Below are 11,897 nucleotides of genomic sequence, written 5' to 3' on the forward strand. Positions count from 1 at the left end.
CTGGGTTCCAGAGTGACGGTTGCCGGTGCTCAGGACAATGCTGATTGGTCGAAGTTCGACGAAGGCCAGAACATCATGACGCAGATTGAGCAGGATGCTGATGGCAACAGTGTGATTCGTGTGGCCTTGTCCAAAGACATCGATCTGGGCGAAGAGGGTAGCCTGACGACAGGAAACACAGTCGTAAACAATGCTGGCCTGACGGTGAAAGACGATCAGGGCAACGAGACCTCTACGACAGCGGCAGGCACTACGGTGAAGAATGCCGCTGGTGACACGACTACCGTAGGTGCAGGTTCGATCACGGTGGCAGATGCAGCCGGTAACAGCACAGATATCGGCAGCACGCAGGTCGTGGTGGGCGGAGCAAACCCGGTCACGATCAATGGTGATACCGGCCGAATCGGCGGACTGACCAATACAACCTTTGATCCAAACAACTTCACCAGCGGCCAGGCGGCTACTGAAGACCAGCTCAAGTTAGTCAGTGATGTTGCGAATGCAGGCTGGACGGTGACTGATGCGAAAGGCAAGAGCGCCAATATTGGTCCGAAAGGAGTTGTGACCTTTGTGGGTGATGAGAACATCACGGTCGCGCAAACGGGTGTCGACAATGACGGTAGGGTCGAGGTCAAACTGAATAAAGACATTGACCTGGGTGAAGAGGGCAGTCTAAAGACCGGCGGCACTACCATAAATAATGCGGGTGTTGCGATTGGTGAAGCAGTTCACTTGGGGAGCACGGGCCTAGTCCTAACGGGTGGGCCTAGCATTACCCTAGGTGGCATTAATGCGGGTGATATGCGCATCACCAATGTAGCCGCCGGAACGGCCCCAACTGATGCTGTTAATTATGGGCAGTTAAAACCGATTGAGTCGTTTGTTGGCTTAGATGGTAACGGATCCTTTGCGTATAACGGCGGCCAGCATACATCTTTGAAAGATGTTCTGGATAGCTTGCATTGGAACGTCGAAGCACCAGTTGAGAATGGTAATACAGGGGGGGCAAACACTGGTGGTACCGGTGGTGGTTCTAACACCGGAGGCTCAGGTGGCAGTGGTGTGGGGGATAGTTCTACTCCGATCCACAACGGCAACACCGTGGGCTTCGTGGCCGGTGACAATATCGTCATCTCCAAGACCGAGCGGCCGAATGGTGCAGGTGCGGATATTACGGTAGCAGTCTCCCAGGATATGAAGGTGAATTCCATTACGGCTGTAAAGGTTCAAGCTGATGAAATCCATATTAGCAACGGAGGTCCTATTATTAATGAGAATGGGATCAATATGGGAGGTAAGCACATTACCAATGTAGCAGCGGGCGTCAATGACACCGATGCTGTTAATGTGAGTCAGCTGAATCAGGTTGCGGGTAATCTGCAAGGCCAGGTTAATAACATTCGTCATGATATTCATCGTATGGATAACCGGTTAAGAGCAGGTGTGGCGGCGGCGATGGCAACAGCTTCTTTGCCGCAGGCATACTTGCCCGGTAAGAATATGATGTCTATGGCGGCTGGAACCTGGCGTGGAGAGTCTGGTATGGCCATTGGGTTTTCCGGAATTACCGACAATGGTAAATGGGTATACAAGCTTTCCGGTAATACCTCATCACGTGGTGATTATGGTGGTGCAGTAGGTATTGGTTATCAATGGTAAGTCAGCCTTGATGATAGTTGCATCGGTGCTTTAAGCAGCACCGATGCACAACACTCATATTTAAAGGAATTCATATCATGAAAAGAAGTTGGCTTGGAGCTGCTCTCTTTAGCAGTTTTGTGCTTGTGGGCTGCGGTACCTTGAGTCAGGTCGACTCTAAGGGGGAGACGGATAATCCAGTATTTCCCGAGATCGATAAAGTGACATTTGAAGTAGGTTCCTACCCGAATATTGAAAACTTACGACAAGTTCAGAAAGGAGTGACTCGCGATCAGCTCTATAATTTGCTAGGGCGCCCACATTTCTCGGAAGGGTTTAAAGTTCGTGAGTGGGATTATTTATTCCATTTCAACACGCCCCAAGGTGTCAAAACTTGTCAGTTTAAGGTCCTTTTTGATAAAGATAAGTTAGGCCAGAGTTTTTACTGGAAGCCAAGCGAGTGTGCCTCAGTGTTGGATGATACGCCTAAACCGGAGCCGGAGCGCTCTCTTTCCTTATCGGGCGATGTGGCCTTTGCTTTTGGCAGTGCTGTTTTAACAAGTGCCGGATTAGGTAAGATTTCTGAGCTGGTGGATCAATTGGGTCAGGTAAATGAGCTAGAGCGAGTTGTGGTATCAGGTCATACTGACCATATCGGGAGCTCAGCTTTTAATCAGCGTTTATCTCAACAGCGAGCAGAGGCAGTCAGGCAAGCCTTGATTAGCGCTGGTATTAAGCCAAATATAATTCTTGCGCAAGGTTTTGGTGATCAGCATCCTTTAGTGCACTGTGATCAAGGAAATCGTAGTGACTTAATAGCTTGCTTAGCTCCTAATCGTCGAGTAGAGATTGTGATCAATGCTGTTAAGTAAAACAAATATGGCGTATATATGCGGGATTTTTAATCGGAAAAGAAATGAGATTACTATATAAGTTAGTGACTGTATTGGCTTTGGCCATTGGGTTAACGGCATGTCAGCACACAGCTCCACAAAGAGCTCCAGAGGCTGTAGATCCAGTACCTCCTGTAGTTCAACAAGGAAATACTGGGGGAGCCCAGTCTCAATCACAATCTTCTGTGGTCATTACTTTGCATTTAGCGCAAGAGCAAAAAGAAGATACGTTAGTAGCAGTTGATGTAGGTGGAGAGAACTTATACGCTTTACCTCAACCTGTTTTAACTCAGGCGGACTTGTTGCGAGTGACACCTGTTACTACAGCTGACCAGCGAACCTTTCTTTTATTGGAAATGAATCAAAGAGGATTGGGTAAATTACATAGCATTACAAGACAGGCGCAAGGGCACTTTCTTTTGTTAAGTGTGCAAGGGCAGTTGGCCAGTATTGCACGTATAGGAGAGGTGATAACAGATGGACGCCTGTTAATCCAAACTCAAAATGCTCAGCATACACAGGCTATTTTGAATATGATGAAAGGCGGCTAGTGGGGAATCCATATAGGCCTACCGTTCTTTAGCAAGGAATTAATAGCTAAGTCCGACTTGAGCTTGCTTCTGCTTGACACTTTTTTGGGTTGGTCAGAAGCAAGCTCTTTTTGTTGTATGAATACGGCATAAATCGTTGGGAGTTAAAGAAAAAGCTTGCCTAAATGCTGTTTTTTGCTAAAATGATAGATTACTTGATTTTAAAATAGTATTTGCTATACAAAAACAAGTAGACCAAACACACGTTTTGTTTCTCGCAAGATTTCAACCCAGGGTTCGGCGCTAAGCTACTACAACCAATTGCAGTGGTTATCAACAACGTCGAATCTGACGGGACCAAAACTGGTTGCGTTGCTTGGTAGACTATAGTTAGTTCGTACCAGGTTGTGCAGTTAAGTTGGAACAGGAAAAATCATGATTCAAATGCAGACCACGCTGGATGTGGCCGACAACACTGGTGCGCGCTCCGTAATGTGCATTAAAGTGTTGGGTGGCTCCAAGCGCCGTTATGCCGCAATCGGTGACATTATTAAAGTCACTGTAAAAGAAGCGGCCCCGCGCGGACGCGTCAAAAAGGGCGAAATTTACAACGCTGTGGTAGTTCGTACTGCCAAAGGTGTTCGCCGCAAAGACGGTTCGTTGATTAAATTTGGTGGCAATGCCGCCGTTTTGCTTAACGCAAAACTAGAACCCATCGGCACCCGTATCTTCGGTCCCGTTACGCGCGAATTGCGTAGCGAGAAATTCATGAAGATCGTGTCGTTGGCACCCGAAGTACTATAAGGAGCCTAGGATATGCAAAAAATCCGTAAAGGCGACGAAGTCATTGTGCTAGCCGGTCGCGACAAACGTCGCCGTGGCACTGTGTTGCGCGTTGATGGTGACCGCGTTGTGGTCGAAGGGATTAACGTTGCTAAAAAACATGTGCGTCCTAACCCCATGGCTGGCGTACAAGGTGGCATCGTAGACAAAACCATGCCTATTCACATCTCTAACGTTGCTTTGATTAACCCCGAAACCGACAAAGCTGATCGCGTTGGTTTTGACGTTGTTGACGGTCGCAAAGTGCGTGTATTTCGCTCCAACGGTAAAGTCGTTGGCGCTAAGGCATAGGGGACGACATCATGGCACGTTTACAAAAATTCTACCGCGATACCGTTGTAGCTGACTTGCAAAAGCAGTTTGGTTACAAAAGCATCATGCAAGTACCTCGTATCACAAAAATCACTCTAAATATGGGTGTTTCCGAGGCCGTTGCTGATCGTAAAGTCATCGACCATGCCGTCGAAGACATGGCGAAAATCGCAGGTCAAAAACCTATTATTACCAAAACCCGCAAAGCGATTGCTGGTTTTAAAATCCGCGAAGATTACCCAATTGGCTGTAAAGTCACATTGCGTGGTCGCCGCATGTACGAGTTCCTCGATCGCTTGATCACCGTGGCATTACCACGTGTTCGCGACTTCCGTGGTATACCAGCTCGTGCTTTTGATGGCCGCGGTAACTTCAACCTAGGGGTAAAAGAACAAATCATTTTCCCCGAAATTGAATACGACAAAATTGACGCAGTTCGTGGCTTGAACATTAGCATCACCACCTCTGCTAAGACCGACGAAGAAGCCAAAGCGCTATTGAACGCTTTCCGCTTCCCGTTCCGTAACTAAGGGGCGATGACGTGGCAAAACTATCACTCATCAATCGCGATATTAAACGCGCAAAACTGGTCGAGAAATACGCTGCTAAGCGCGCTGCGCTAAAAGCCATTATCGACGATCAGTCTAAGTCCGACGAAGAACGTTATCAGGCTCGCTTGGATCTACAAAAGCTTCCTCGCAATGCCAACCCAACACGTTTGCGTAATCGCTGCGTTGTTACTGGTCGTTCTCGCGGTGTTTACAAACAATTCGGTTTAACTCGTCATAAAATCCGTGAAATGGCGCTCAAGGGCGAAATTCCGGGTATGACCAAAGCTAGCTGGTAGGAGAAATCACATGAGCATGAGCGATCCAATCGCCGACATGTTGACCCGCGTTCGTAACGCACAAATGGTCAACAAGCAGTCGGTATCCATGCCCTCCTCGAAGCTAAAAGCTGCCATTGCAGCAGTGCTAAAAGACGAAGGCTACATTGAAGACTTCCAAGTAACTGGCGACAAAAAGCCCGTTTTGGAAATCACCCTAAAATATTACGCTGGACAACCCGTTATCGAGCGCATCGATCGCGTGTCGCGTCCTGGTCTACGTATCTACAAAGGCAGCAATCAGATCCCTCAGGTGATGAACGGCCTAGGCGTAGCGATTGTTTCCACCTCTCGTGGTGTGATGACTGATCGCAAAGCCCGCGCTGCTGGCGTAGGTGGCGAAGTCCTCTGTTACGTGGCATAAGGAGATCATCAATGTCACGTATTGCAAAATATCCAGTCGCTTTACCTAATGGCGTAGAAACAACCATCGCAGAAGATCAAATCACTGTTAAAGGCCCACGCGGTACTTTAGTTCAGCCTTTGACTGGCGATGTTAAAATCGAGCTAAACGAAGGTCAGCTTACTTTTGTAGCAGCTAACGACAGCCGTCATGCTAAAGCTATGTCCGGTACCGTTCGTTCCTTAGTGAACAACATGGTTACTGGTGTTAGCGCCGGTTTTACCCGTAAACTACTTTTAGTTGGTGTGGGTTTCCGTGCACAAGTACAAGGCAACGCCGTTAAGCTCCAACTTGGTTACTCTCACGACATCGTGCATGAACTGCCCGCTGGTGTGACAGCCGAATGCCCAACCCCAACCGAAATCGTGTTGACAGGTGCGGACAAACAGGTTGTCGGTCAGTGTGCTGCTGAAATTCGCGCTTACCGTCGCCCTGAGCCCTACAAGGGTAAAGGTGTACGCTACGCCGAAGAGCACGTAGCCCTGAAAGAAACCAAAAAGAAATAATCGCACAGGCAAGGACGAATTATGGACAAGAAACAATCTCGTTTGCGTCGTGCAGTGGCAACTCGCAAGAAAATTGCCGAGTTACGCGTACATCGCCTGGCGGTACACCGCACCAATCTGCACATTTACGCCAACATTATCTCGCCCGAAGGCGACCGCGTTTTGGTCAGCGCCTCTTCGGTGGAACCCGAAGTGCGCAAAGAGCTGGCCAATGGTGGCAACGTTGCAGCTGCTGCACTCATCGGCAAACGTGTTGCCGAGAAAGCCAAAGCCGCTGGTATCGAAACCGTTGCATTCGATCGTTCGGGCTTCCGTTATCATGGCCGCGTGAAAGCGTTGGCTGACGCCGCGCGTGAAGCCGGCTTGAAGTTCTAAGGAATTATCAAATGGCTAAAGCACAAGGCAGACAAAATGCCGACCAGGAGCGCGACGACGGCCTGCGTGAAAAAATGATTGCGGTTAACCGCGTCAGTAAAGTCGTCAAGGGTGGTCGTACCATGAGCTTCGCTGCATTAGCAGTAGTAGGTGATGGGGATGGCCGTATCGGGATGGGCAAAGGAAAAGCCCGTGAAGTACCCGTTGCTGTACAAAAGGCCATGGAGCAAGCCCGTCGTGGTTTGTTTAAAGTGGCGCTAAAAGACGGTACGCTACATCACTCCGTAGTTGGTAAGCATGGTGCCTCCACTGTACTTATCTCTCCCGCTGCTGAAGGTACTGGTGTGATCGCCGGTGGTCCTATGCGCGCGATCTTCGAAGTAATGGGTGTACGTAACGTTGTAGCTAAGAGCTTAGGCTCCAGCAACCCGTACAACATGGTTCGCGCAACCCTAAATGGTTTGCGTGCTTGCTCCACACCGGCTGAAATTGCTGCTAAACGTGGCAAAACAGTTGAAGAAATTCTGGGGTAAATCATGGCACAGAAGCAAATCAAGGTTACTCTCGTGCGCTCTGTTATCGGTACAAAAAAAGACCATCGTGACACCGTCCGTGGTCTAGGCTTACGCCGCGTTAACAGCAGCCGCGTTCTGGTTGATACTCCCGAAGTTCGTGGCATGATCCGCAAAGTGGATTACTTAGTCACCGTTTCGGAAGCCTAAAGGAATCGGCATGTCGCAAATGCAATTAAATACATTAAAACCTGCTGAGGGCGCCAAACACGCAGCCCGTCGCGTTGGTCGCGGTATGGGTTCCGGTTACGGCAAAACAGCAGGGCGTGGTCATAAAGGTCAGAAATCACGTTCTGGCGGTTACCACAAAGTTGGCTTTGAAGGCGGTCAAATGCCTTTACAGCGTCGTCTACCTAAGCGCGGTTTTACTGCCCCAGGTGGTCACTTGCACGCCGAGGTCCGCTTGTCTGACTTACAACGTTTAGACGTAGAAGAAGTCGACATTCAGGTACTGAAGCAAGCTGGCATTGTTGGTCAGCTCGTGCGTTACGCTAAAGTCATTAAATCCGGCGAGCTGTCCCGCAAAGTCGTTTTAAAAGGCTTGCGTGCAACAGCAGGTGCCCGTGCTGCTATTGAAGCTGCTGGCGGGTCTTTGGCTGAATAAAAGGGGTCACGGTGGCTAAAGCACAGGCAAAGGGTAAGACAGGTTCTGGATACGCTGATTTAAAGCGGCGTATTGTATTCCTGCTGCTCGCGCTGGTTGTTTACCGCTTGGGTACACATATTCCCGTCCCAGGGATCAATCCAGACGCACTATCAGATCTATTCCAACAAAACTCAGGTGGTATTTTGGGTTTGTTCAATATGTTCTCTGGTGGTGCGTTGCAACGATTCTCAGTGTTCGCACTGGGGATTATGCCCTACATTTCTGCATCGATTATTATGCAGTTAATGTCGGTGGTTGTGCCTACGCTCGAGGCAATCAAAAAAGAGGGTGAAGCGGGTCGTCGAAAGATCACCCAATACACTCGTTACGGTACAGTGTTTCTTGCACTATTCCAGGCAATTGGTATTTCTGTTGCATTGGAGTCACAACCCGGTCTCGTCATCGACCCCGGTTTGTTATTCCGCTTTACTACAGTTGTGACCTTGGTCACGGGCACCATGTTTCTCATGTGGCTCGGTGAACAAATCACTGAACGTGGTATTGGTAACGGGATTTCCATTATCATCTTTGCTGGTATTGTGGCAGGTTTACCTAGCGCCCTTGGTGGCTTGCTAGACCTAGTACGAACCGATGCTATGTCGATATTATCTGCATTGTTCATCATCGTGCTGGTGGTTGCTGTTACGTACTTTGTTGTATTTGTCGAGCGTGGACAACGTCGTATCACGGTCAACTACGCGAAACGTCAGGTAGGTAACCGTATTTATGGCGGACAAAGCTCGCACTTGCCGCTGAAGCTGAATATGGCAGGGGTAATTCCTCCTATTTTTGCCTCGTCAATTATTCTGCTTCCAGCTACAATTGCCAGTTGGTTCTCCACTACACCGGGTCTGGGCTGGTTACGTGATTTGGAAGCTGCGCTTTCACCTCGTCAGCCTTTGTACATCACGCTGTTTTCAGCTCTGATTATTTTATTCTGCTTTTTCTACACGGCATTGGTTTTCAATAGTCGCGAAACGGCAGATAACTTGAAAAAAAGCGGTGCATTTGTACCTGGTATACGTCCCGGAGAACAAACAGCACGCTATATTGATCGAATCTTGTCCCGCTTAACCTTAGCTGGCTCGATTTACATCACTATAGTTTGTTTGGTTCCGGAGTTTCTGCAGATGCGCTGGAACGTACCATTCTACTTTGGTGGTACTTCCTTGCTAATTATTGTTGTAGTTACTATGGACTTCATGTCACAGGCGCAAGCCTACGTGATGTCTCAACAATATGACTCGTTGCTGAAAAAGGCTAACTTTAAAGGCACGGGTTTGCCTATGCGATAGAAGAAAATGGCAAAGGACGACGTTATACAAATGCAAGGCGAGGTTGTAGAAAACCTCCCAAACGCAACTTTTCGTATCAAGCTAGAAAATGGCCATATGGTGTTAGGCTACGTTTCGGGCAAGATGCGTATGCATTACATCCGGATTCTGCCGGGCGACAAGGTCACAGTGGAGCTCACGCCCTATGATCTTAGCCGAGCCAGAATTGTATTCCGCTCTAAATAAGCAGCGGCCGGTTTAAGAAAACTAGGAGTCAACCATGAAGGTAATGGCATCAGTGAAGCGGATTTGCCGCAACTGCAAAATCATTAAACGTCATGGCGTGGTACGTGTAATCTGCACTGATCCCCGTCACAAGCAGCGTCAAGGCTGATACGCCGAAACGCAACCGATTTAACAAGGAACAACCATGGCCCGTATTGCTGGCATTAACATTCCGCCGCATCAACACGCCGAAATCGGTCTAACCGCGATTTTCGGTATCGGTCGTACTCGCGCTCGTCAAATTTGTGACGCCGCGGGCATTGAATATTCCAAAAAGATCAAAGATCTTACCGACGCCGAACTAGAAGTCATTCGCGAGCAGATTTCGCAATTTAACGTTGAAGGCGATTTACGTCGTGAAGTCCAATTGTCTATCAAACGCTTGATCGACTTGGGCTGTTATCGTGGGATGCGCCACCGTCGCGGACTGCCTGTGCGCGGTCAGCGTACACGCACTAACGCACGTACCCGTAAGGGACCACGTCGCGCAGCGCAGTCTCTGAAGAAATAATCGAGGAATAGAAGATGGCTAAAGCTTCTGGCGCATCGCGCGCTCGTAAGAGAATCAGAAAGAGCGTCTCCGACGGCATTGCGCACGTTCAGGCGACCTTTAACAACACAATCATCACTATCACCGATCGTCAAGGCAACACATTGTCTTGGGCGACATCGGGTGGCGCTGGCTTTAAAGGCTCGCGTAAATCCACACCGTTCGCTGCACAGGTAGCCGCCGAAATGGCTGGCCGCTCTGCAATGGAATACGGTATTAAAAACTTGGAAGTTCGCATCAAGGGCCCTGGCCCTGGCCGTGACTCGTCGGTTCGCGCATTGAATGCACTTGGTATCAAAATTACCAGTATTGCAGACATTACGCCGATCCCACATAACGGCTGCCGTCCGCCCAAGCGTCGTCGCATCTAAGGGGAAGATACGTGGCTCGTTATATTGGACCTAAATGTAAACTCTCACGTCGTGAGGGTACTGATTTATTCTTGAAAAGCGCTCGTCGCTCCTTGGACTCCAAATGTAAATTGGATTCTCGTCCAGGTCAGCACGGTCGCACCTCTGGCTCCCGTACCTCCGACTACGGCTTACAGTTACGCGAAAAGCAAAAACTAAAGCGTATGTACGGTGTATTGGAAAAACAATTCCGTCGCTACTTCCATGAAGCAGAGCGTCGTCGCGGTAATACCGGTGAATTGTTAATTCAATTGCTCGAATCCCGTTTAGACAACGTTGTCTATCGTATGGGTTTTGGTTCCACACGTGCAGAAGCACGTCAGTTGGTAACTCACCGCGCAATCGAAGTTAACGGCCGTACTGCGGATATTGCTTCCATGGCAGTTAAACCCGGTGATGTGATTTCCATTCGCGAAAAAGCACGTTCCCAAGTGCGTATTAAAGAAGCACTCGAACTTGCACAAAGCGTTGGTCTTCCACAATGGGTTGAGGTCGACACCAGCAAACTTAGCGGTGTATTTAAACAGGTTCCAGATCGTGCTGATGTGGCACGTGATGTGAACGAATCGCTAGTTGTTGAGTTGTACTCACGCTAATTAACCCAAGTCTTCGGATTACGGTTATTATCACTTGGCCCACTTTCTTTTTATAGATGGTGGGCCTTGTGGTCTCTTACCACTTGTTGGTTTTTATTATTCCATCAGCCTTATCGGTGTAACGAGCCGAGGGTATTGAAAAGGAAATCTCATGTCTCAAGCCTTTCTAAAGCCGCGTTCTATTGAAGTCGAGGCCATCACTAAACATCACGCCAAAGTTATCATGGAGCCTTTTGAGCGTGGTTATGGCCATACGTTGGGTAACGCACTCCGTCGAATCTTATTGTCTTCCATGACAGGTTATGCACCCACCGAGGTACAGATTACCGGTGTGGTACACGAATATTCCACCATCCCCGGTGTACGTGAAGACGTGGTTGACATCATGTTGAACTTAAAAGGGGTGGTATTCAAATTACACGGTCGTGAAGAAGTTACCTTGACGCTCAACAAATCTGGAGCTGGTGAGGTTTACGCGCGTGATATTGAGCTGCCACATGATGTGGAGATCATTAACCCCGATCATCACTTGGCGACCCTAACTGACGAAGGCAAGCTTGAGATGCAAATCAAGGTCGAGCAGGGCCGTGGCTATGTGCCTGGTAACGTTCGTGCTTTGTCCGAAGATCGTCAGCACACGATTGGTCGTATTATTTTAGATGCGTCTTATAGCCCGGTGCGTCGTGTTAGCTACGAAGTAGAAAACGCGCGTGTGGAGCAGCGTACAGACTTGGATAAATTGGTGTTAGACATCGAAACCAATGGCGTGCTCACCCCCGAAGAGGCTGTACGTCAAGCAGCGCGCATTTTGATGGATCAGATCTCTGTATTTGCGGCGCTAGAGCACGAGGAAGACACCTTCGAGACCACCGAGCGCGCCGCTCCGCAGATTGACCCTGTCTTGTTACGTCCTGTGGATGACTTAGAGCTAACCGTACGCTCTGCAAACTGCTTGAAAGCAGAAAACATCTACTACATTGGTGATTTGATTCAGCGCACGGAAAACGAGCTGCTTAAAACACCTAACTTGGGTCGTAAATCGCTTAACGAGATCAAAGAGGTATTGGCGGCACGTGGCCTAACCTTGGGGATGAAGCTAGAAAACTGGCCTCCGCTAGGTCTAGAGCGCCCTTAATCGCCGACACCTAAAAAAGCAGGCTATGGCAGATAGTGATGGG

General features: G+C 48.9%; 20 protein-coding genes. All 20 read left to right on the forward strand.

All coding sequences use genetic code 11. The features are described from left to right. On the forward strand, window positions 1–1,659 hold a 1,659-nt coding region (locus tag Q1V74_RS10105; RefSeq protein ID WP_300648614.1), incomplete at its 5' end, for a YadA-like family protein. 77 nt (window positions 1,660–1,736) lie between these two features. Then, window positions 1,737–2,510: an OmpA family protein gene (locus Q1V74_RS10110; RefSeq protein WP_300648616.1), complete on the forward strand. Its 774-nt coding sequence runs from the start codon at window positions 1,737–1,739 to the stop codon at window positions 2,508–2,510. Window positions 2,511–2,554: 44 nt separating this feature from the next. Continuing rightward, the gene (locus Q1V74_RS10115) at window positions 2,555–3,082 is read left to right on the forward strand and encodes a hypothetical protein (RefSeq protein WP_300648618.1); all 528 of its coding nucleotides are present in this window, start codon (window positions 2,555–2,557) and stop codon (window positions 3,080–3,082) included. Window positions 3,083–3,496: 414 nt separating this feature from the next. Continuing rightward, entirely contained in the window at window positions 3,497–3,865 is a 369-nt protein-coding gene (rplN, locus tag Q1V74_RS10120; protein ID WP_260650562.1) for a 50S ribosomal protein L14, read from the forward strand. Window positions 3,866–3,877: 12 nt separating this feature from the next. Continuing rightward, window positions 3,878–4,195 carry a 50S ribosomal protein L24 gene (gene rplX, locus Q1V74_RS10125; protein ID WP_260650563.1) on the forward strand — a complete coding sequence of 106 codons (318 nt, stop codon included), beginning with the start codon at window positions 3,878–3,880 and terminating at the stop codon, window positions 4,193–4,195. Between the two features lie 11 nt (window positions 4,196–4,206). After that, window positions 4,207–4,746, forward strand: coding sequence for a 50S ribosomal protein L5 (rplE, locus tag Q1V74_RS10130; RefSeq protein WP_300648621.1), 540 nt, complete (start codon window positions 4,207–4,209; stop codon window positions 4,744–4,746). An 11-nt stretch (window positions 4,747–4,757) separates the two neighbouring features. Next, window positions 4,758–5,063, forward strand: coding sequence for a 30S ribosomal protein S14 (gene rpsN / locus Q1V74_RS10135; RefSeq protein ID WP_260650565.1), 306 nt, complete (start codon window positions 4,758–4,760; stop codon window positions 5,061–5,063). Between the two features lie 10 nt (window positions 5,064–5,073). Further along, window positions 5,074–5,466: a 30S ribosomal protein S8 gene (rpsH, locus tag Q1V74_RS10140; protein WP_260650566.1), complete on the forward strand. Its 393-nt coding sequence runs from the start codon at window positions 5,074–5,076 to the stop codon at window positions 5,464–5,466. Between the two features lie 11 nt (window positions 5,467–5,477). After that, window positions 5,478–6,011 carry a 50S ribosomal protein L6 gene (gene rplF, locus Q1V74_RS10145; RefSeq protein WP_260650567.1) on the forward strand — a complete coding sequence of 178 codons (534 nt, stop codon included), beginning with the start codon at window positions 5,478–5,480 and terminating at the stop codon, window positions 6,009–6,011. Between the two features lie 21 nt (window positions 6,012–6,032). Beyond that, window positions 6,033–6,386, forward strand: a complete 354-nt coding sequence (gene rplR, locus Q1V74_RS10150; protein ID WP_260650568.1) for a 50S ribosomal protein L18 — start codon at window positions 6,033–6,035, stop codon at window positions 6,384–6,386. Window positions 6,387–6,397: 11 nt separating this feature from the next. Beyond that, on the forward strand, window positions 6,398–6,919 hold the full coding sequence (rpsE, locus tag Q1V74_RS10155; protein WP_260650569.1) for a 30S ribosomal protein S5: 522 nt from the start codon (window positions 6,398–6,400) through the stop codon (window positions 6,917–6,919). 3 nt (window positions 6,920–6,922) lie between these two features. Next, window positions 6,923–7,108 (forward strand): 50S ribosomal protein L30, encoded by a 186-nt coding sequence (gene rpmD, locus Q1V74_RS10160; RefSeq protein ID WP_260650570.1) that lies wholly within the window; start codon window positions 6,923–6,925, stop codon window positions 7,106–7,108. A gap of 10 nt (window positions 7,109–7,118) precedes the next feature. Further along, entirely contained in the window at window positions 7,119–7,562 is a 444-nt protein-coding gene (rplO, locus tag Q1V74_RS10165; RefSeq protein ID WP_260650571.1) for a 50S ribosomal protein L15, read from the forward strand. 11 nt (window positions 7,563–7,573) lie between these two features. Beyond that, window positions 7,574–8,899 carry a preprotein translocase subunit SecY gene (gene secY / locus Q1V74_RS10170; RefSeq protein WP_260650572.1) on the forward strand — a complete coding sequence of 442 codons (1,326 nt, stop codon included), beginning with the start codon at window positions 7,574–7,576 and terminating at the stop codon, window positions 8,897–8,899. Between the two features lie 6 nt (window positions 8,900–8,905). Then, complete coding sequence (gene infA, locus Q1V74_RS10175) at window positions 8,906–9,124, forward strand: translation initiation factor IF-1 (RefSeq protein WP_077734070.1); 219 nt, start codon at window positions 8,906–8,908, stop codon at window positions 9,122–9,124. Window positions 9,125–9,158: 34 nt separating this feature from the next. Further along, the gene (gene rpmJ, locus Q1V74_RS10180; protein WP_003805360.1) at window positions 9,159–9,272 is read left to right on the forward strand and encodes a 50S ribosomal protein L36; all 114 of its coding nucleotides are present in this window, start codon (window positions 9,159–9,161) and stop codon (window positions 9,270–9,272) included. A gap of 36 nt (window positions 9,273–9,308) precedes the next feature. Next, the gene (gene rpsM / locus Q1V74_RS10185) at window positions 9,309–9,674 is read left to right on the forward strand and encodes a 30S ribosomal protein S13 (RefSeq protein ID WP_260650578.1); all 366 of its coding nucleotides are present in this window, start codon (window positions 9,309–9,311) and stop codon (window positions 9,672–9,674) included. Between the two features lie 14 nt (window positions 9,675–9,688). Then, window positions 9,689–10,084 carry a 30S ribosomal protein S11 gene (gene rpsK, locus Q1V74_RS10190; RefSeq protein ID WP_260650579.1) on the forward strand — a complete coding sequence of 132 codons (396 nt, stop codon included), beginning with the start codon at window positions 9,689–9,691 and terminating at the stop codon, window positions 10,082–10,084. 11 nt (window positions 10,085–10,095) lie between these two features. Next, window positions 10,096–10,719, forward strand: a complete 624-nt coding sequence (rpsD, locus tag Q1V74_RS10195; RefSeq protein ID WP_260650580.1) for a 30S ribosomal protein S4 — start codon at window positions 10,096–10,098, stop codon at window positions 10,717–10,719. Between the two features lie 151 nt (window positions 10,720–10,870). Then, window positions 10,871–11,854 (forward strand): DNA-directed RNA polymerase subunit alpha, encoded by a 984-nt coding sequence (gene rpoA, locus Q1V74_RS10200; protein ID WP_260650581.1) that lies wholly within the window; start codon window positions 10,871–10,873, stop codon window positions 11,852–11,854. Window positions 11,855–11,897: the final 43 nt, after the last annotated feature.

The sequence above is a fragment of the Paenalcaligenes sp. genome (assembly GCF_030152715.1).
Lineage (GTDB): Bacteria > Pseudomonadota > Gammaproteobacteria > Burkholderiales > Burkholderiaceae_B > Paenalcaligenes > Paenalcaligenes hermetiae.